Below are 21,239 nucleotides of genomic sequence, written 5' to 3'. Positions count from 1 at the left end.
TCAAGGTTTTATAAATCCTGATAGTATGCGTTTTGTAATGGATAAAAAATGAAATTAATTTATTCTCAAGCTCGGATCTTTCAAACTCTGAACACTGGCATTGATCACCGCGCCGACAATTAAAATCTTAGCGATGAGAATAAACCAGAACATCATGACCACCACGACGACGGAACTGAAAAAACGCACGTCCACTAGGTGATTGACATAATTGTTAACATAGACTGAAAAGATATTGAGCAGTAAGGCCAGAGTCAGCATAACAAAGGCACTACCTGGCAATACAAAGCGAATTCGTCGGACCCTAACATTAGGCAGGAAATAATAAAGCATGACCAAGATTGCAAAAATCAAAGCATAGACCAAGGGACCTGTTAGGTCTTGCAGATAATCAAAGAGAGGACTATCTGATTTCCAGTAACTTTTGATAAGGTTGAGGAGCATGCGACCAAAGACACTGAGAAATAGAGCTAAGGCAAAGAGAATCTGCAAGCCAAAACTGACAAACAAACTCATGAGCTGATGGGAAATCATCCCACGATTTTTAGCTACTCCGTAAGCTTTATTAAAGGCTTTCTGTAGGAAATTCATGGATTTTGAAAAGGTCCAGAGGGCTGATAAAACCGCAAAACTCAATAAGCCTGTTGACGGTTGGGTCAGCACTTCTGTAATAATCTTTGCCACCACATCATACATGCTTTCCGGCAAGAATTCATTGACAACTTTTAAAAAATTAGAAACTGGAATCCGAAAATAAGGGAGGATATTAACCACCACCAAAAGAAGTGGAAAAATCGAAATCAACCAATAGTAGGCTACAGCAACACTGGTCAACTCACTATCTGATGCTTGATAATAATGCAAAAAAGCTTTTAATAAAGGCTTGTCTATCTGCTCTTTCCACCACTTTTTCATGTCACACTCCTTCACTTATAATCTTGATTAATTTCTTCTTACCAATTCCACCATATCATAAGGCAGAGTATTGGCAGCTTCCTTCAAGGAATAGTTCTCTAAGTTATTCACATTTTGTCGTAACTTCTTGGCATACTTGGTCGTAATCAATCGTTTTTCTTCATATTCGAAAATCAACTTGCGCTCCAGATAATAGCCTCTCAGCATTTCATCGATATTGTTAGGCTTTACACGATTGATAACCCGTTCGACAAAGGCACCACTGGTGATGATAGCTGTTTCTCGGAGACGAGAATCCTGCATGAAGCTAATCAAGGAACTCTTATAAACACCTTTTAGGTTCTCCAAACTTTCAATAATCATCTCTGTATTTTCTAGATAGAGCTCTGCTATTTGATCATAGTCAAGGGCTCTGAGTTTCTGCGATTCTTCATTTTTCCAACTACGGAAGGTCTTGCCAAAGGTAAAGACTTCATGAAGGAGAAAACGTAAAATCCGCAAGGAAACAAGGAAATAATAGGTCAAACGTGAAGCAAACTTGCGATTGATACCTTGTTCCATGTTTTTCAAATAACGTTGGTAAACCCGATAAGCACGCTCACTCATCTTGCCTTCTTCGTAATCCTGTTCTAAACCATCACTTTCAATACTGAGGATGAGAAGTTTTAAAGCCTCCCAGTCTTCTTGAGCCCCCTTATTTTCTTGACTCAGGATGAGATTTTCAATACGTCCATGGTAATTGTCAATAGCCGCATAGAGGGGAAGTTTATTTCTGGTGCCTTCCAACTCTTTTTCCAACTCTAGCGTTACTTCATTCAAAATGCCGATATGCATGAGATAATCCTTGCTTTCTTCCTGTTCATCAGAAAGATGAGGCAAGACCACGAGGCCTGTTAAAAAGCTTACAAGCGTCACACCTGCGACAAGGAAAAGTAAGAGAGGATACTCCTGCTCTAGATTACTTGGTATCAAAAGAATCGTAGCAATTGACACCGTTCCCTTGACACCTGAAAAGGTCAAAAGAAGCATGTCCTTCATATACTTATTCAGTTTTTTCTTAAGTCGTCGGGTCCTATAAGCATAATAGCCATAAATCATGACAAAACGAATGGCAAAGAGGACAAAGGTAAGGGCTATAAGAGATACCAATAAAAGTAAGGGATTATAGATTGGATTGGTCAAGATAGGTTCTGCTATCATTTCCAACTCCATCCCTAAAATCACAAAGACAGAACCGTTTAGCATAAAATTCACTGTATGCCAGACCGTCTCGGTCACCGTATCCACCTGGGCTTCAAGGAGCGTAATTTTCTTAAAACGGCTTGCCTTTAAAATCCCAGCAACTACAACGGCAATAATCCCTGAAACGTGGACTTCTTCTGCCAGGAAGAAGGTTACCAAGGGCAAACTCAATTCTAATAAAAGTTCGCTGGCAATATCCGTTGCTCGTACACTAAGTAAGAAACTATGGAGGAAACGGTTGGTCATGGCTGTTAAAAAGCCAATCAAAAAACCGCCTAGGATTGAAAAGATGAGCGAACTACTCGCTTGCCCAAGGGAAAAGGCCCCAGTTGTCCAAACTGTCAAAGCTACCTGAAAGGCAACCAAGCCAGAAGCATCATTCAAGAGTCCTTCACCCTTAAGGATATTGGACACGCGCTTAGGAAAGCTAAACCGCTCCGAAAGAGAGGCAAAGGCTACCAAGTCCGTAGGGCCAAGTGCCGCCCCAACAGCCAAGCAAGCCGCCAAGGGAAGACTGAGCCAAAGAAGATGGGACAAGCCACCCAAACTCAGGGTCGAGATGAAAATCACTGGAAATATGAGATAAACAATGATTCGCCAGTGTTTTAAAATAGCCGTAATATCTGCTTCCTCCGACTCTCGGAAAAGCAAGGGCCCGATAACCAGTGCCAAAAACAACTCCGTATTGAGGTGAAAGTCGGTATTGGGTAAAAAAAAGACCAATCACGATTCCCAAAAGAATCTGCACCAAAGGGAGAGGCAAAAAGGGCAGGAGCTTATTGGTTGTACTTGAGACAATCAAGACCAGTAAAAATAGGATGAGGTAAATCAATAATTCCACGCACGTCCTCCTTAATCTTTTTTACAACAAGATTCAAAAATCTCCTTCTGCTCTTTGATTTTTTGGTCAATCTTGGAACAATCTTTGTGCTCAATTTTTCTCTGACACCGTTCCATCTCAAGAGCAACTAATTTTTTCTTGATTTTAAGCATTTTTTTGCTCATATGCGCTTGGTCTAACACACCCACCGCTCGTTCATGGTGAGTTGATTCAACAAAATTCTGGCGCATGGCATCCAGCTTTTCACGTAGGTATTGTTTATCCATGTCTATATCTCTCTAATTTTTCAATCATCACTAAAAACGGTGGGTTGTTGACTTGGTTCAGGGTTCGGTAAATGGCAGCTGTGTACTCTTGTTGGTTCAACTGGCTGACAAAATCCAAGACAGCATCCCTCTCTAGATCGCCTCCTTCATGACCATAATAGATCATGATAGCAATCCGTCCACCTTTGACAAGCAAATGACACAGCTTTTCTAATGCTTCAATCGTTGTCTGAGGTCGGGTAATGACGGATTTATCAGCTGATGGCAAATAGCCCAGATTAAAAATCCCTGCCTTGGCTTCTGTCACAAACTGGTCCAGTGTCTCGTGACCTTGCAAGATTAACTGGGCATTTGTCATTCCAGCTTGGTCCAAACGCTCTTGGGTCTTTTCCAAGGCTTGCTCCTGAATATCAAAGGCATAGACTTGCTTAGCTAGTTTCGCTAAAAAAATCGTGTCATGACCATTACCCATGGTCGCATCCACTACGATATCCTCTTTTGTCACTACCTCAACCAAAAAATCATGTGCCATCTCAAGTGGTCTTTTCATTTTCAAACTCCTGTTTTACAGCCTTGCATCCTTGAATACTTCCACGACGTCGCATCTCCATCTCAATGCTGTTGAGCACTTCCCACTTATTGAGGCTCCACATAGGCCCAATCAGCATATCTCTAGGTGCATCTCCTGTGATTCGATGGATGACGATATGCTTGGGAATGATTTCCAGTTGGTCACAGATGACCTTGACATATTCGTCCTGACTCATCAGTTGCAAACGTCCCTCGTGGTAGTCCCGTTGCATACGAGTATTGGTCATCAGGTGAAGCAAGTGCAGTTTAATCCCTTGAATATCGTTATCCGTGACACAACGGCGGACATTTTCAATCATCATCTCATGGGTTTCACCAGGAAGTCCGTTGATCAAATGAGAAACAATCTCAATCTTGGGATATTTTCTCAAACGCTTGACCGTCTCCACGTACAATTCATAGGAGTGGGCACGGTTAATCAGATCAGAGGTTGCCTCATAAGTGGTCTGCAAGCCCAATTCAACCGTCACATGCATGCGTTTCGACAACTCAGCCAAATATTCGATGGTTTCGTCGGGTAAACAGTCTGGGCGCGTTCCAATATTGATTCCTACCACACCTGGCTCATTGATAGCCTGCTCATAGCGCTCTCGAATAACTTCAACCTTTTCATGGGTGTTGGTAAAATTTTGAAAATAAACCAGATACTTCTGAACATCTGGCCACTTGCGGTGCATAAAGTCAATTTCCTTATAAAATTGCTCACGGATGGGTGCATCCGGTGCTACGATAGCATCTCCAGAACCTGAAACCGTACAAAAAGTACAGCCCCCATGAGCCACAGTTCCATCACGATTGGGACAGTCAAATCCCGCATCAATAGGGACTTTAAAAGTCTTTTCTCCAAAGAGTTTTCGATAATAATCATTCAAGGTATTATAAGATTTCATAACCTTCATTATAACAAAAATCACCCACAATCTCAAAAGCCTGACTTTCCTATAAATTCCTCTGTTTCTCGTTTCCATTAGCCATTTTTTATGATACAATATGGGTATGATTTTAATGAAATTAGCATCTATTTTATTATTGATACTGACCTTAGTCGTCTGCATTATCATAACCAAACTTTTTAGATTAAAAAAACTAGGACGAAACTTTGCGGATTTGGCCTTTCCAGTCTTGGTATTTGAGTATTACCTGATTACAGCTAAAACCTTTACCCATAATTTCCTCCCTAGACTGGGCCTAGCCCTCTCACTCCTAGCCATTATTCTCGTTTTTTTCTTTCTTTTGAAAAAACGTAGCTTTTACTATCCTAAATTCATCAAATTCTTCTGGCGTGCTGGATTCTTATTAACCCTTGTCATGTATATCGAGATGATTGTTGAATTGATGGCTCAGAAATAAAAAACTAAATCGAAAACACCTCAATCAAACTAAATACAGTGATTGAAGTGTTTTTCTTTATATCTTTTTCAATAATTTCTATTTACTCTCTTTATCAGGAAATAGATAGCCAATACCTACACAAGCTAGCACACCTGCTCCAATCACCAAGCCACTTGAAATTGGCAACAGGTCCAAAATTGCATTCGCAATAATAAAGGCAATAATCAAACACATCAGACTAGCCTTGTAATCCTTTTTCAAAAGATTCTCTAGAGTGAAAAAGAGGAACAAGCCTACCGGAATCAATGACCAGAGGTTAATGTCCAAACTTGGCCAGCCAACAGAACCAAAATACACTACTGTCGCTGCTGCTACTAAAAATACAATCCCCAATAATTTTTTCATTTCTTTATCTCCAATTTCGTTTTTAGGAACTTGAGTTGTCTAATACTGCCCCCCTCACGTCCTTTACACAAATCATTATAGCAGAGGTCAGTTTCAAGAACAAGTTCTTTTGCCTATCTGGTCTCTATATCGGTCTAAGTGGTTGAATAATAGCGATAAAATAAGGAATCAGGTGAAAAACTTCCTTCCAAATAAAAAGGAATTAAGCAACCAAACGCTACTTAATTCCTTGAAATTGTCTCATCACCTCCATTAACCTTTAAATTTTGATAGACTCTATTTTCTAATTAATATGACCAATATTGTCAATACTAACCCTTTCAATCAATTCATTAGTTATCAAAACTAAGTCCATTAATAAAGCCGAAAAGAGTATCAATAGTAAAGTAAACTAAATAATTGAGTTATAGATGGCTATTTTCACAAAATTGTTTCATCACCACACTATCTCATCTCAGTACACAAACCATGTTTCTATAGCTTTGTCTTAATCTTGATCTTTTTTCTTCAATCCAAGAAATGCACCTACGGTAAACATTATTCCGGCAACCAATGACGTGAAGACTTCGCTAACTGTTCCAGTTTTTGGCAACCTATCATTGTTAGTAGTTGATTTACTATCAATATTGGTATGTTTATTAGCTATGTTCTCTGGTTCATTGAGATAAACTTCCTTCTTATTTTCAAAGTTTTTATCATTTTTATCAGGAACTGGAGATGTAACATCCTCAGTTGAATCAGAGTTGTGTGAATGATTTTCTCTTTGGAAATCCTCTTTTCTATGACTTTCACCTAATTGACTATAATTTACTTGTACAGGAACTGTAGCTTTGACACCTTCAGTTGAATCAGAGTTGTGTGAATGATTTTCTCTTTGTAAATCCTCCTTTTTGTAATTTTCATCTAATTGGCTATGATTTGCTTGCACCTTATCTTTCTTTTTCGATACATCAAAAGTAGGTTTATTTTCCTCCTCCTTTTTCTCCTCTATTTTCTTGAATACAGGTTTTATAAGGGTATCTTTTGATAGATTAAGAACATAGCCAACGTCTTTTTTCCCTTCGACACCAGAAATTTCCCAACCATCAAATTGATAGCCTTTTTCTAATTTACCCTTATAGACAGGTAAAATGAAATCTTCTTCCGACACTATCGTTGAACTCATTTCTTTTCCATTTTGAATGGTCACAGTCACCGTATGAGCTTTTAATTCGCTCACCTCTCCCGTATCTTTGTTTAAAATGAATTCTTTTACGGTCGTATTTCTTGCAAAATCTTTTACAAGAATCTTAATGTTTAGTGTCTTATCTGTTAGTTGTTTAATATCATCAAATGATTTATATTCTTTTCCATTTACATAAATATGTTTGTCTTGAATCTCACCATCGAATCCATTATTTCTTTTATCATTGATGTTAAAGACTACAGATTTTCCATCAGCATATTCAATACTAGTATTTCCCTTAGGATCAATGTTTACTTCTGGTTTAACATTATCATATAAAAATTGATAGTGTACTCCAACCGCTTTCGCATTCAAATCGCTATAGCCAGTTTTAAGATAAACATTTCCATCCATATCTGTTACCTTATCTGGGAATCCGTTTGCTTTATAGTCTTTCATTCCCCAGTCCATGATGTCACCGTCTTTAACATTAAGCTTAACGTTAAAATCTCTAGTGTTATCAATGTGTAAATCTCCGTAGATTAAATAATTATCTACAACAGATTCATTAACTCTCAACTCCCAGTTAAAACCACCCTTATCAGAAATCTTACCTCTTAAATAAAATTCTGGATTTCGTACATAAATTTTATTAGATTTAGATGGATTAAAGTAGTTCTTGTCCATTGAAAGGTTTACTGGTTTTGCATCAATAAATAACGTAGAGCCATCTTCTTTTATAGCTTCTACATTGGACTTATCCTCTCCAGTGTACTCTTTATCATCTTTACCAAATAATACAAGTTTAGAAGGATCTGTTACAAGATTTCCATCTTTATCGATTGCCTCCCCTTTATCGTTCATTTTAAATCTAAACACTTGATACCTTACAATGTTAAAGCCGTCCAAAGCCGACATTAATACTGATTGAGTACTTCTTCCATCTTCAACATTTCTACTATCAGCATAAATTATTTTTTCTGATAAGGCTCTTAGATTAGGATTGGCCTTTTGTATTTTTGCTATATCTTCCTTGCTATAGACTCCATTTCCTTCTAACATATCCGTTTTTCCAGGATTATAGGTAGTCACTTTTAGTGCATAGCCTTTTCTCAGAATGATATTATCCTTTAATAGATATTGTTGTTTTTCTGAATCAGAATAGATTTTACCAGATTCCATTTCAGTTAAATTATTTGGTTTATTCTTTGAAAGATCTCCTTCTCCTAATTCTATTATATTCCCATAACTTGATGCATATGGATATTCTGTTTTAGTTTCCTTATTTTTTTCAGGCATTCTAATCTTCGTTTCAGCTTTTATCTGATCATCATCTTTAACAAAGAATCTCATATCTCCTGCAAAAGCTAATCCATCCACAATATCATTAATATTAGCGTATAAATCAAATGTCATCGTTTTTGAATGGGAATCATACTTGGTCGCTTTGATTTCTATAGATTTATAGTTATTTCCATAATATACCTTGGCATTTTTAGACACATTACTTATCTTTCCAAGAATTTCAAAGTGTCCATCTTTAGACGGGCTTAGAACACCATAAATTTTTGATTTGATTTCGTCAAGTTTTTCAGTTTCATATTCTAAGGCACTACCATCGTCATAAGCAATGATATTTCCCTTATCATCGTATTTATAATCGTATTCCTCTGTTCTCTTACCAGTTTCACTTGTAAAGTCATCAACTTCTCTAAATTTCTTTTTAATGAGTTTCTTCAAGTCTTTACTTTCAAACTCTCTAATTGTTGAAATAGTTTTATGAATAGTCAAGCTAGATTTTTCTTCAATAGACTCTTCATTGTCTTGATGATTTTCTTCCTCAGTTGTATCTTTTTTAAGACTATCGTCTTTTCTATTTTCTAAATTTTTAAATTTAGATTCAGAAATCTCGCCAAGCTTTTGGTATTTAGATGAATCTTGATCAGGATCTACTAGATAATAGGAAATCATCCCCTTTTCATCAGCATGATCAGCAAATTTAATTCTATGAATCTTTGTAAAATTGCTAGAGCCATCTAATGCAATGACTTCAATGATTTTTCCTCTTAAATCTCCTGCACCATTAATTTCATAAATGGTATTTCCATCTTTGTCAAGTTTTCTATTTCTTCCTTCACCCTCACCTGCATAAGTTACTTCAAGATTTTTCTCAACCTCTCCGTCTTCATTAACAAGAGCGGCGCCAGCATACCAAACTTCGTTGGCAATCTCGTCAAATTTTTCAGGATGTTCTTTTTGATCTCTCGCAAATAGGGTTTCATTCTTGTATTGATCTTTTACCTTGTGATAAGTATCCTTTGTAATCAGCTTAATTTTTTCAGGATTTGAAAAATCAACCGAAACAATCTTAGGGGCTGTGTTATCAATTTTTACAGGAATATAGGAAACCTGCCATGGGTAATCTTTAGTTAATCTATATTTAAATTTATAGAAATATTGACCTTCTGCAATTGGTTCAAATTGACCTCTTATCTTAGTAGCAGGATCTTGGTTATCCTTGCTTTCTGGTGCATTTTCTTCTCTACCTCTAGGGTTATAAATGAGTCCATCCCATTTCAAGTCACCCCAAACTTTTAGCTTAGAAGATTTGATTCCCTTTGCATCATTTCTCTTAGAGTTTAAAATTCCTTTAATAAAGTGTTCTCTCGAAATGACTTTTAAGTCGATTTGATTTTCTCCCTCTTTATTTGTATTTACTATTGAAATCAATCCTTCTTCTGCACTTCTTAATACAAGTGGAGAAGGTGTTAATCCTCTCTCAAGTTGAGCATCTTGAGGATTTCCATTTGAATCTAAAGGATAAATTTTAGCAATATTAGAACCACTTGATGATGGTGCGTTGATCCCTTCGTTATTGAAAGCAAATAATTCTGGATTTTGATCTAGAGATGTTGTATTTTTATCTTTTCTATTTTGTATAACTCCTGCTGGATTAAATTTATCTATACCATGCTCTCCACCAATTCCCTTATTTAAAGTTCCTGGAATTTTTGGTTTACCATCATCATCATAACCTTCCATTGTTTTTGATTTTGAACCTTCTTCCCAGGCCCATTTATCAAGGATTGGTTCCTTATTCCAATCCCCAGCAAATCCCATTAAAGGCATCGATAAAGAAGGTTGGAAATTTGTTTTCTTACCATTGGAGTTTAGAGCTTCCATTTCTTCCACTGACTCAAAATGAATAAATGATTCTACAAATTTATTTTTGTTTTTAGCCTCTCCAACGTTTATAACCGCATTTAAATCAAAGCTAGAATTTGGGCCTATAGTGAAAGTGTCATGCTCAAATGTGATATTTGCTCCTTTGATTTTTTCTGGGTGGATTTCTGGAACAATTTGCTTCCCATCTGGAGATTTTTCGTCTTTATATGTTTCATCAAGTTTTAGTCTGTCAGTTAGAGCATCTGTAGTTATAGCAGATGCTGAAACTTTAAAGGTCAAAGGTCTGTTTGATGTATTGTGAAGCTTAATGGTAAAATATTTTTCTTCTCCTTTTATTTCTTTAAGAGAAATAGAACCATAAGAGTTTACCAAGCCTTTAGAATCCGTGTTTTTGAAAGTCGCTACAACTTCATTTCTCAAAGCATTGGCCACATTAATTAGCCCTGCTCCCTGTTGTCTAGGTGATGCAAAGTATTGGCTTTTTTCTTTCCAAGACGTTGCGTCCATCATAGGTCGTGCAGTATTTTGTAGGGCAATTTTTGTAAGACTTGTAAGATCTATTTTGTCATCTCCCTTAAGATTTTTCAACACAGGTCTTTCAAGCATTTCCTTTAATTTTGGTCTAATCAAAACAGTAGAAGCTGCCACGATTGGAGTTGCCATACTAGTCCCTGACATATAACCATAAGTTGATTTCCCATTAATGACATTGAGAGTGGATTTAATATTTTTACCAGGTGCTGAGACATCAGGCTTTAAAAGCAAATCTGTTCTCGGTCCCCAAGATGTGGATCCTGCTGGAACTATGATATCTTCTTTATACAATTCTTTGTCTGTGTCAGGTGCAAACTTAAAGTCAATCTCTTTTTCATCACCTACATTCGGTTTATTAGAATTATAGCTGGCCATATCAATTGGATAGTATTGCTCCAATTTATCTTTAAAATCTTCTTTATTATTCCTTTTAACCTCAGTTTTTTTATCAGGGTTAATCATGTTCCATAGCTTTACACCATCATCTCCTGAAATTGAAAATACTTGACTAGTAGTTCCTTCATCCTCCTCATATCCCATAGCTGGAAGCTCTGTCCAATTATCTCTATTGTAGTAATTTACAGTATTTACAACCATAATGGCGCGTGCGCCCTTATCCGTAGCTCTTTTAAAAGAATTTTTTAAATCCTTTGTATAAATTCGATCCATTACTGCAATTTTGCCTCTAAGATCCAATCCTATCAAATCTTGATCTTGACCCTTGCCTATATATACAAATTTCAATTTATCAGGAGCTTTTGATCCATCTTCATTTGTTGTGATTTTATTCTTATCGAAAAAGGCCCCTATATTTCTGTATTTAAAATTTTCTCCACCTATGTTAACTTTATCAAACTCAACTGTTTGATTTTTAGCAGATGCGACTGCTATCGCATCTTCATGTGCTGCAGTTCGTGTTACATTTCCAGTGTCGGTCATTTTCAGATTATTATTTGCCACTAAATCCCATGAAGAACTTGAAGCAGAAGTCGCATAGTTACCCGTAGCTACAACCATTGGAATTCCTGCTTTTCTTAACGCTCTAATAGCCTCCCAATATTTCTCACCTACAAGACCTGTTCCTGTAAAGCCTGATGATACCGAAACAACATCGACATTGTGTTTGATCGAATCTTCAATAGCATGAAACATTGTTTCATCTCCTGCGAAGCCAGATCCTGCGTCAGAGTACATTTTATAAGAGAAGATCTGTGCATTAGGAGCAATTCCATCGATTCCGTTAAAGTTTTTAATATCTTTTTCAGTATCATTTCCCGCAAGAATCCCTGCAATATGCATCCCATGTGGATCAAAATAATCGCTTCCATCATCAGCTTTTTCTACAGTAATTTTACCACCATTATAATAATTGAAAGCATGAGGAATTTTATCACTCAACCAGAAATTTTTATCAGTACCCTTTAAGTCTTCTTTTTTAAATCTCATTGAGTCTTTGGCATCATCATCGATTCTCATAGCCTTATGCCTATAATCTGTCCCCGTATCGATATTTGAAATAACCATACCTCTGCCATCAAAGTTTTTCCCAAATGGTGCATTGATAGATTTTAGGTAATCGATTGCCTCTTCAACTCCAATTTCTTTTCTAGCATGATTCATCATAGGTTGGACTTTTTGTGACCTTTCAACCGATGACATACCTTCTATTAGTTTAATTTTGTCCAGATTATCTGGAGTTGTTTCTATTGCAACACCATTAAAAACCGTATCATAAGTATATAAAACTTTTGTATCCTTAAGATTGGATAATTCCTTGATTGCTTTTTCTCCAGATTCTTTATCTTTAAATTCAGCAATATAGACAAGTTTATCCTCTTTTTTGGGACTTTCTGGGTCTTTACTTACAGACGAGTCCGCTTTATCTCCTTGGGATTGATTGGAATTTTCTTCTTTGATTTTTTCTTCTTCATTGCTAGTGTTATTGTCTATCACAGATTCTTTACTAACAGCTTCTTTTTTCTCAATAATTGTTGTTTTCTTCTCTTCAGTATCCTTTGAGGTTTCTATAACATTACGAATATCTTCAAGTTTTTCTTTGTTTTCGTTTTGTTTACCTACTACTACTGTTTCTTTATCAGGTATTTTTAAAGAATCTTCAGAACTAGGTGTATCTGCTAGGATTACCTCGTTAGGGACATATGCTGCTAAAATAACTGCAGCTGTGGTTAATGACAATACTGTACTTTTTTTCATTTTAATTCCTTACATATTTATTTAACTTCCAATAGATAGTAAACTTTAACTTTGCTAGCCTTTGTTATAAAAAGTTTTACTAAGTATTATCTAGGAAATAGAGTAGTACATTTATATATAATTGTTAGCTCTCTGAAAAATAGTATATCAATTAAAAAAATTTAAGTCAAGAAAAATTAAGGTGTATTAATTTTATTTTTAATATGTGTTAAAAAAGATATAAAAATTTCGTACTTAACTGAGATACATTATAAGCACATTCACACCATCAAAAATAGTAGCAATCAACTTAAAGCACTAGCAACATCACAAAGTCAAACATCATTGATGAAATATCAACGCTATTAAACAATATAAATAACCGCTAAGAATAAGACTTAACGGTTATCTTCTACATATCTATTTTTTCAAATCCTCAGTCGTTTATCTACCTATAACCTAGGCTTTACGAGTGCCCTGCTCTGCCAACTGATACTCAATGAAAATCAAAAAGCAAACTAGGAAGCTAGCCGCAGTCTGCTCAAAACACTGTTTTGAGGTTGTAGATAAGACTGACGAAGTCAGCTCAAAGCACTGCTTTGAGGTTGTGGATAGAACTGACGAAGTCAGTCACATATATACGGCAAGGCGAAGCTGACGTGGTTTGAAGAGATTTTCGAAGAGTATAAGCTAAATCGCTATTACATTTAAAGTATAGCACTCTGAGAATAGATGTCAAGAAATTTTCATCTCTATTAGAAAAAGCCTGTCCTGAGACAAGGCTTTGAGTTTCTTCATCTTAGGACCCAGCACTTTCATAAGAATCCAAGCCCCTGTCCCAGAGTTTAAGGGAAATACCAAAAAAGACAAGGGAAATCAACATCAAACCTCCGATGTTAAAGATTACATCCTTGTCCTGCAAGAAATAGCTGGCAGGATAGTAAGCCGTAAAAGCAAAAGGTACGATAAAGCTAATCAACCAACGAAGAAATGAATTGTAAATGGAAATGGGATACTTGGCAAAATCATTAAACATATAGAAAATGTAAATCATGGCGCCTGACTGTTTGGTCCAAAAAGCGATACTAGCTGTCGCAATTTTTAAAGAAGTATAAATCAAGGTCGCAAAAGGAATACAAACTAGGAAAAGCAGGAATTTGGGAAGAGTCCAAGCAATGCTGGTCACTGTTGTTCCCAGTAGGATACCACCAACCAAAAGTTCGCCTAAGGCATCAATCTGAAAGGTTTCAACTAGGATGTGAAAGAGGGGATTGATAGGACGAGTCAGATACTTGTCAAACTCACCTTTTCTCACCAAGCGTTGCCCTAGCGCCCAGAGATTATCAAAAAAGAGATGGTCCAACCCCTTAGGAATCAAGGAAAAGCCATAGATAAAGGCGATTTCTTGAAAAGTCCAACCTTCTAGGGATGGGATGTGTTGAAAGATGACATTGAGAAACAAGAGGTTCAAGCCTTGAGTCAGAAAGACTCCTAACACGCCGACGACAAAATCGACCTTGTACTCCATGATTTGCTTGATGTATTGTCTGATAAAAATCAGATGCATGCGTTGATATTTTTTCATACTAACCTCCCTGAATGGTGATAAAGGACTGGACTCGTTTCCAAATCAACTGAGACAAGCCCACCATCACTAAGAGCCAGAAAAACTGCAAAGCGAGCGCCTGAAGAATCTGATTGGCATCGTATTTCCCAACGATAATCATGACCGGAGTGTAAATCAATGATGAAAAAGGCAGGAAGGACAGAATATCTGAAACAACCTTTGGAAAGAAAGCCAAGGGAATCAAACTTCCAGACATAAAAGCCACTATGGAAGTCTTAAGTAGGTTGGAACCCCAAAGATTTTTAAACACAAAGGCTGAAAATCCAAAGCAAATATTAAAGAAAAAGTTAATCAGATAGGCCAGCGTTAAACTAAAGAGGTAAAGGACAGTTAATCCCAGCACTTCTACAATCCCTTGACCAGATAAGATTTTCATCAAAACAATGACACTTAAAAATGGAAGGCCAACGCTGATAAAAATCAACCACTTGGAGCCAAGCTCTGTAAAAAGGTAAGATGCCGCAAAGTGCACTGGTCTCAACAAGCGCATGATGATGGAACCATCCTTGACCTCCTCCCCAATCATAAAGGACGAATCTGACCTAGTCAGAAGATTGGTCACAAAACTCATGATAATGTAGAGGGTGATATCTGCCATACTAAAGCCCTGAATCAAAGACTCTTGCGAAGAATCAAAGACTGCCTTCCAGAGATAAAAGGCCACAAAAGCACCCATAACATCGCCGATCCGATAGAGAATAAAGTTGACTCGATAGGTAATCAATTCCTGAACACCTGCATTGATAAAGGGTTTATAACGTCTCCACAATTTGACCATCTTAGAGCTCCTTTCGATAGAAGCGACGGATAATATCCTCAATATTCGTATCTACCATCTTCAAATCTCGGATTTCAAAATCAGACAGGGTTTGCTTGATAATGTCAGCTGACTGGTAGCGAGAACTATCGAATTCAATGTTGAGGCTATTTCCCTGTCTATCAATAATCATATCAGGCAGGCCTTCATAGTGAGAGACGAGATGACTTTGACCTGGTAGCAGTTCAAAAGAAAGAGTCTTCATCTTTCCAAAGGTTTCCTTGAGCTGGCTCACCGTTCCATCAAAAATCTCCTGCCCCTTATCAATCATAAAGATCCGATTACAGAGCTGCTCAATATCACTCAGATCGTGAGTCGTCAAAAGAATGGTTGTTTCTTCTTCCTGATTGATTTGGGTAATGGCCCGACGAATGTTATCCTTGACCGAAACATCCAAACCAATGGTCGGCTCATCTAAAAAGAGAACCTTGGGATTGTGAAGCAAGGAAGCTGCAATGTCCGCCCGCATGCGCTGCCCTAGTGAAAGAGTCCGCACGGGATCCTTGATAAAGTCCTTCAAATCCAAGACTTCATTTAAAAAATCCATGCGCTTGTGGAAGAGCGAATCCGGCACATCGTAAATCTCTTTTAACACCGTGTAGGTCTCTTGCAGAGCCAAATCCCACCATAGCTGGGTACGTTGTCCAAAGACAACTCCAATATCCTTGACATAATCTTGGCGATTGTCCTGGGGAATCTTGCCATTAATCCGACAAAAACCAGATGTCGGTTTTAAAATCCCTGTCAGCATTTTAATGGTTGTCGACTTCCCAGCACCATTTGCCCCGATAAATCCTAAAATCTGCCCTTTTGGAACCTCAAAGGTTAAATCCTTGACCGCTTCAAAGGTCTGCTTTTCAGGATGAATAAAGGAGCGCAAAGCTCCCTTTAACCCTGGTTCCTTGACTGTCTTCACAAAATTTTTCTGAAGATGTTCCACTTCTATCATTGCCATATCTATCTCCCTTTAGTAAGAAACAACATTGTATTTTTGACTACAAATATCTAAATCCTTACTTTCTAAAACTTCTACATTTTATTGCTACAGAAGGCTTTATACCAACCTATTATAATCCAATAAAAACTAGAATGCAAGCGTTTGCTTAAAGTTTATGAAATTGAAATTTTTCTCTTAAAGTGCTATTTTTATACTCAATGAAAATCAAAGAGCAAACTAGGAAGCTAGATGCAGGTAGCTCAAAGCACAGCTTTGAGGTTGCAGATAAATCTGACGTGGTTTGAAGAGATTTTCGAAGAGTATTAGTCCAAAATTCTGGCTTAATAGTCTCCTTAAAACACCAAAAAACCCACCCAATGGGCAGGTTACGAATTATAAAAAGCAAACTATTTTGACCTATATGATTCGCTATTTAATCAAAGAACTAATCTTTCATAATTCTTTTCACAATCCCATTTCTATCAATTAGAAAACAATCTGGAAAGGTCATCTGCTCCCATTTTTCATAATCAAAACTGGAATCAAAGTGATGTAGTAGTATTCCTATCAAATTCCCGTGTGAACTAAGTAAAATCGTTTTTTCTGAGTATCTCTCTTCCAATTCCATTAAGAAATTTAGTACTCTAGCTAGTGCATCTTGATTTGATTCCCCTTCTGAAAGAGATTCACTGGGATTTTGCCATAAATATTTAATACTGTCTTCAAACTCAGAATCTTTTATAAAGGTTGAAGATAATTTTCGCTCTCGTAACCGATTATCAAGAACTATTTTATCAAATTGAATTGGCGAGCTATTAATCGTTTCAAATGCTCGTTTATAAGGACTAGAAAAATAATGATCAATATTAAAAGAATTCAAAAACTCTAACTGATCAAGAGATGAAAATCCTTTTTCTGACAAAGTTCTATTAAAATCATCACTTGAAAATTTTGAATGAGCATGTCTAAGTAAAATATAAGAATTATTCATAAGTCATTACCTTTCAATTATTGTCATCAGTCTAAAATTAAAATGATCTCTAAACCATCAATTACTCTTTAAAAAATCTTCAATCTGAGAAACTATTTCATTACTTTGATAATGATAGAGGTCATGAGGCGCATCCATATAGACGACTTGAACATTAGACTGGTCGCTTGCAAATCTCTCTGCATAACGTTGCCACTCAAATTGGCTAAAGCTAGTACCATCACCATTAGAAACCATTAGTAAGGCCGGAATTTTCGGATTAATGTTTGAAGGAACTTTCTTGGCATTTTCCTTTACCGTTTGGGATTCATGAAGCATGGCTTGTGACATCAACTGCTTATAAGCTAGAAGTTTATATTGTTTTCGTTCATTTTCAGTCAGAGTTTGATTTTTTATATAAAAAGACTCGGGAAAGTAGCGTAATAAACCAATCTTGCTGCTCCAATATGCCACAGTTAACAAGGCCTGATTATCCTTTAAATCCTCATAACTTGACGGCAGTGCCCAATCCAGACCAATCAAGGCTTTCACTTCATCAGGATACTTCTCCTGCCAAGCCAAACTCTCTAGACTAGCCATGGAATGAGATAGAATGATAAACGGCCCTGTGATATTTGCTTGCGAAAGAGCTTGGCGAGTCTCAGATAAAACCTCCATCACATCTCTTGAATGGTTGCTATCATCACTATAACCATATCCCGCCCTCTCCACGATAACTACCTTATACTGTTTCGATAAGGATTCCGATACTTCTTTAAAATCCAATATAGGAGCAGCAATACCAGCACCTGAGAGAACTACTATAGTCTCAGGGCCATCCCCTTCAACGTAAACATTTATTTGATGTCCATTGACGAGAACTTGTTGTCCTATAGGTGTCAGTGAGGCTTGTTCCTTTTCCAAACTGATACGGTGAAAGATAAATGTAGCCGCTAGAAACAAAAGAATGAAACTAAGAAAGGCAAGACTACATTGTTTTAGTTTTTTCATAGCATTATTGTACAAAAAATAGAACCTTTTAGCAACTTAATATTGGTTCTTCTACAATATATTCACACCAAAAAACCCACCCAATGGGTAGGTTTCATCTGTATTATTCAGCTAGATTATGCTTTACCTTCTGAACCGAATACGTCGATACGTTCTTCAACTGATGCTTGGATAGCTTTTACACCGTCAGCCAAGAATTTACGTGGGTCGAAGAGTTTTTTCTTGTCGTATTCTGCTTCGTTTGCTTCGTAATCACGAGCAAATTTACGAGTTGCGTTAGCGAATGCGATTTGGCATTCAGTGTTAACGTTAACTTTCGCAACACCAAGTTTGATAGCTGCTTGGATTTGCTCATCAGGAATACCTGATCCACCGTGCAATACGATTGGGAATCCTGGAAGAGCTTCTGTCAATTTTTGCAAGTGGTCAAGGTCAAGACCTTCCCAGTTTGCTGGGTAAGGACCGTGGATGTTACCGATACCAGCTGCCAAGAAGTCGATACCAGTTTCAACCATTGCTTTAGCGTCTTCGATTGGAGCCAATTCACCTTTACCGATGATTCCGTCTTCTTCACCACCGATAGTACCAACTTCAGCTTCTACTGAGATACCTTTAGCGTGTGCTTTTTCAACAACGTCTTTAGCCAATTTAAGGTTTTCTTCAACTGGAAGGTGTGAACCATCAAACATGATTGAAGTGTAACCAACTTCGATACACTCAAGTGCATCTTCGTAGTGACCGTGGTCAAGGTGGATAGCTACTGGTACAGTGATACCCATTGATTCAACAAGGTTAGCGATCAAGTTGCGAGCAACTTTGTAACCACCCATGTATTTAGCAGCACCCATTGAAGTTTGGATCAAAACTGGAGCTTTTTTAGCTTCTGCTGCGCGCAAGATAGCTTGAGTCCACTCAAGGTTGTTTGTGTTAAATCCACCAACTGCATAACCGTTGTCACGAGCTGCTTGGACAAATTTTTCTGCTGAAACGATTGCCATTTTATCAGGCCTCCTGTATATTTTTATGGGTCATCCCATTTACATTGTTCATTTTATCACTTTTTGACAAAAAAATCTAGTTTTTCCCGCAGTTTCGATTGAATTTCTTCTAGCTTCATCTATGTAAACCCTTTCTATCCCTAGTCTTGGGCGACTTTTGGAAAAGCTATGAAGAAGGTCAAACGATTCTCCTTCATCTCAAAACGATAAGGTAATTTTTCATGTTCCAATAGACTCTTGACCACAAAGAGCCCCATCCCAGACCCTTTGACCTTACGACTAGCATTGTCAGAAAAAGATTGGGCTAGTTTTTCTTGTTCCTCTGAGCTACAGCTATTTTCGATAAAAAGTTCCCCTTCTATTTCTCCAATGCGAACTAAGCCACCTGGAACAGAGTGCTTAATGGCATTGCTGATGAGATTAGACAGGATTAACTTCATAACTGATGGGTTTAGATAAGCCTGCTGGTGAGTCAAACTATTGTCTATCTGGAGATCTCTTTCCTTGGCTAGCAAGGCATAATCCTTGACTAGAATTTGCGTCATCTGGAGTAAATCAATTGTTTCCCTATCATCTCTTAATTCCTGCACAGACGAGAGAGAAAGTATCTGGAGAACGTGGTGATTGAGCTCATCCACAATCCCCAAGGCAACTCCTAGATAGTGGTCTCTATCCTTATAACGACCGATATTCTCTTTCATATTTTCGATCAGGATTTTCAAACTAGCCAGTGGAGTTTTCAATTCATGAGAAGCACCACGTAGGAATTCGACCTTCATCTTTTCCAGCTGGAGAATGGCTTCATTCTTGTCATGCAAGTCCGCAATGACAGTTAAAAGGTGCTGGTAAAGGCTATTGATTTGTTCCTTGAGATCCCCAATCTCATCCTTAGAATCCACGCGCAATCGCACTTGGGCATCCAAATCCATCATCCGACGGGTCACCCGCTTGATTTCCAAAATCGGGGCAACAATGGTCCGAGCATAGATGTAGGCTACCAAGAGGGAAATCAGAAAGGAGGCCAACAAGGTATAGGGCAGAAATTGAAGACTAATCTGCTCTGCTTCCTTTTGCAAATCCATGGAGGCCAGAAACTGGAGAGTCATGCTTCCACCGTCTTGTGTTTTCACCTCGCGCTCCTCAATAAAGAGGGAGGTGGTTTGGCGGTCTGTATCCAAAGGAAGACTGTCCTTAACCTCCAACTTGTCCTCGGTCATCTCTCCCTTGACCGCCCCTTTGATCTCACTAGTCTGGGAATACAAGTCTAAGACTTGCTCGATACTTTGCCTATCCTTTCCTTCTAGGGACTGGGCAATGGCTGTCGCTTTCTGACCAATGGTTTCCTGACGGTGGCTCAGATAAGTCGAGGGAAAGAGAAAATAAATGGCCAAATGAAGACAAATAACCAGAACACTAAAAATCGAGAAGGTGTAGATAAATATCTTTGTAAATAAACCTGTTCGTTTCATTTTCGCTCCAATTTATAACCAACATTGCGCACAGTGAGGATGCAATCCAAGTCTAGCTTTTTCCGTAGTTCCTTGATATAAACATCAATGACACGGTCAAAGGGAACCTCATCTGTCGCTTTCCATACGGCATCGATTATCTGAGATCGAGTCAAGGCTCGTCCTTCGTTTTTCACCAGATAGTCCAAAATTTCCAACTCTTTAGCATTAACAGCCACTTCCTCTCCTGCTAGGCTTGCACTATAGCTCTCAAAGTCCACCTTGGTATCCTTATAAGAGAAGACTCGTCCCGTATCATAATAGCGCTTGAAAATCGCGTCTACCCTCACTTTTAAGAGAGACAGAGAAAAAGGTTTTTCCAGGTAGCCATCTGCGAGCGAAGCAAAGGCACTCATCTTGTATTCCTCATCCTGAAAAGCTGTCAACATCAAGACAGGAACCTGACTAGTTTTACGAATCTCAGCTAGGACTTCCAGACCATTGAGCTTGGGCATCTGGATATCTAGTAAAACTAAGGCCACCTCATAGCTAGAAAATTGCTCCAAGGCTTCCTGACCGTCCGCCGCTTCAATAGTTTCATAGCCACAATCCGTTAAATAGTCACTGATCCCTTCACGGATCATCTCTTCATCTTCTACAATTAAAATTTTCATACTTTAACTGCTCTCTATTTTTTATTTTTCTTAGAATAAATACCTACTCTATTTTTATTATAGCCTCTTACTAACCTTTTGTCTTTA

The 21,239-nt window shown here is 37.7% G+C and carries 15 protein-coding genes and 1 pseudogene; 1 reads left to right on the top strand and 15 read right to left on the bottom strand.

Annotation, left to right across the window (positions count from 1 at the left end; translation table 11 throughout):
• Positions 1–54: 54 nt before the first annotated feature.
• From F9B91_RS03860 to F9B91_RS03840, 5 genes and pseudogenes are all read right to left on the bottom strand, one after another.
• Entirely contained in the window at positions 55–915 is an 861-nt protein-coding gene (locus F9B91_RS03860; protein ID WP_150922553.1) for a YihY/virulence factor BrkB family protein, read from the bottom strand.
• A 27-nt stretch (positions 916–942) separates the two neighbouring features.
• A pseudogene (locus F9B91_RS03855) lies at positions 943–2,998 on the bottom strand (cation:proton antiporter).
• 11 nt (positions 2,999–3,009) lie between these two features.
• Positions 3,010–3,264, bottom strand: coding sequence for a hypothetical protein (locus F9B91_RS03850; protein ID WP_000361085.1), 255 nt, complete (start codon positions 3,262–3,264; stop codon positions 3,010–3,012).
• A complete protein-coding gene (locus F9B91_RS03845) occupies positions 3,257–3,814 on the bottom strand; it encodes a tRNA (mnm(5)s(2)U34)-methyltransferase (RefSeq protein ID WP_084925842.1) in 558 nt (185 codons plus the stop codon). Before F9B91_RS03845 ends, F9B91_RS03850 begins: the two co-directional genes overlap by 8 nt.
• Complete coding sequence (locus F9B91_RS03840; RefSeq protein WP_025172881.1) at positions 3,798–4,754, bottom strand: TIGR01212 family radical SAM protein; 957 nt, start codon at positions 4,752–4,754, stop codon at positions 3,798–3,800. The genes F9B91_RS03845 and F9B91_RS03840 overlap by 17 nt, the downstream gene beginning before the upstream one ends.
• Before the next feature lie 91 nt (positions 4,755–4,845).
• Here F9B91_RS03840 and F9B91_RS03835 point away from each other — a divergent pair, with 91 nt between their 5' ends.
• The gene (locus F9B91_RS03835; protein ID WP_004242853.1) at positions 4,846–5,205 is read left to right on the top strand and encodes a DUF3397 family protein; all 360 of its coding nucleotides are present in this window, start codon (positions 4,846–4,848) and stop codon (positions 5,203–5,205) included.
• A gap of 78 nt (positions 5,206–5,283) precedes the next feature.
• Here the strand turns inward: F9B91_RS03835 and F9B91_RS03830 are convergent, their stop codons facing one another.
• From F9B91_RS03830 to vncR, 10 genes are all read right to left on the bottom strand, one after another.
• On the bottom strand, positions 5,284–5,592 hold the full coding sequence (locus tag F9B91_RS03830) for a hypothetical protein (RefSeq protein WP_060805173.1): 309 nt from the start codon (positions 5,590–5,592) through the stop codon (positions 5,284–5,286).
• A gap of 487 nt (positions 5,593–6,079) precedes the next feature.
• The gene (locus F9B91_RS03825; RefSeq protein WP_084925844.1) at positions 6,080–12,691 is read right to left on the bottom strand and encodes a S8 family peptidase; all 6,612 of its coding nucleotides are present in this window, start codon (positions 12,689–12,691) and stop codon (positions 6,080–6,082) included.
• Positions 12,692–13,469: 778 nt separating this feature from the next.
• Positions 13,470–14,255, bottom strand: coding sequence for an ABC transporter permease (locus F9B91_RS03820; RefSeq protein ID WP_084925846.1), 786 nt, complete (start codon positions 14,253–14,255; stop codon positions 13,470–13,472).
• A gap of 1 nt (position 14,256) precedes the next feature.
• Positions 14,257–15,075, bottom strand: a complete 819-nt coding sequence (locus F9B91_RS03815; RefSeq protein ID WP_060628603.1) for an ABC transporter permease — start codon at positions 15,073–15,075, stop codon at positions 14,257–14,259.
• Between the two features lies 1 nt (position 15,076).
• A complete protein-coding gene (locus F9B91_RS03810) occupies positions 15,077–16,069 on the bottom strand; it encodes an ABC transporter ATP-binding protein (RefSeq protein ID WP_084925847.1) in 993 nt (330 codons plus the stop codon).
• Between the two features lie 427 nt (positions 16,070–16,496).
• On the bottom strand, positions 16,497–17,042 hold the full coding sequence (locus tag F9B91_RS03800) for a histidine phosphatase family protein (protein ID WP_061408643.1): 546 nt from the start codon (positions 17,040–17,042) through the stop codon (positions 16,497–16,499).
• Between the two features lie 57 nt (positions 17,043–17,099).
• Complete coding sequence (locus F9B91_RS03795) at positions 17,100–18,032, bottom strand: alpha/beta hydrolase (RefSeq protein WP_191962408.1); 933 nt, start codon at positions 18,030–18,032, stop codon at positions 17,100–17,102.
• A gap of 116 nt (positions 18,033–18,148) precedes the next feature.
• Positions 18,149–19,030 (bottom strand): class II fructose-bisphosphate aldolase, encoded by an 882-nt coding sequence (locus F9B91_RS03790; RefSeq protein WP_001018997.1) that lies wholly within the window; start codon positions 19,028–19,030, stop codon positions 18,149–18,151.
• A gap of 140 nt (positions 19,031–19,170) precedes the next feature.
• Positions 19,171–20,499, bottom strand: a complete 1,329-nt coding sequence (gene vncS, locus F9B91_RS03785) for a sensor histidine kinase VncS (RefSeq protein WP_150922551.1) — start codon at positions 20,497–20,499, stop codon at positions 19,171–19,173.
• Positions 20,496–21,152, bottom strand: a complete 657-nt coding sequence (gene vncR, locus F9B91_RS03780; RefSeq protein WP_084924014.1) for a response regulator transcription factor VncR — start codon at positions 21,150–21,152, stop codon at positions 20,496–20,498. Before vncR ends, vncS begins: the two co-directional genes overlap by 4 nt.
• Positions 21,153–21,239: the final 87 nt, after the last annotated feature.

Source organism: Streptococcus mitis (genome assembly GCF_008763935.1).
GTDB classification, from domain to species: Bacteria; Bacillota; Bacilli; order Lactobacillales; family Streptococcaceae; genus Streptococcus; species Streptococcus mitis_DB.
This window is presented reverse-complemented; position numbering and strand designations above follow the sequence as displayed.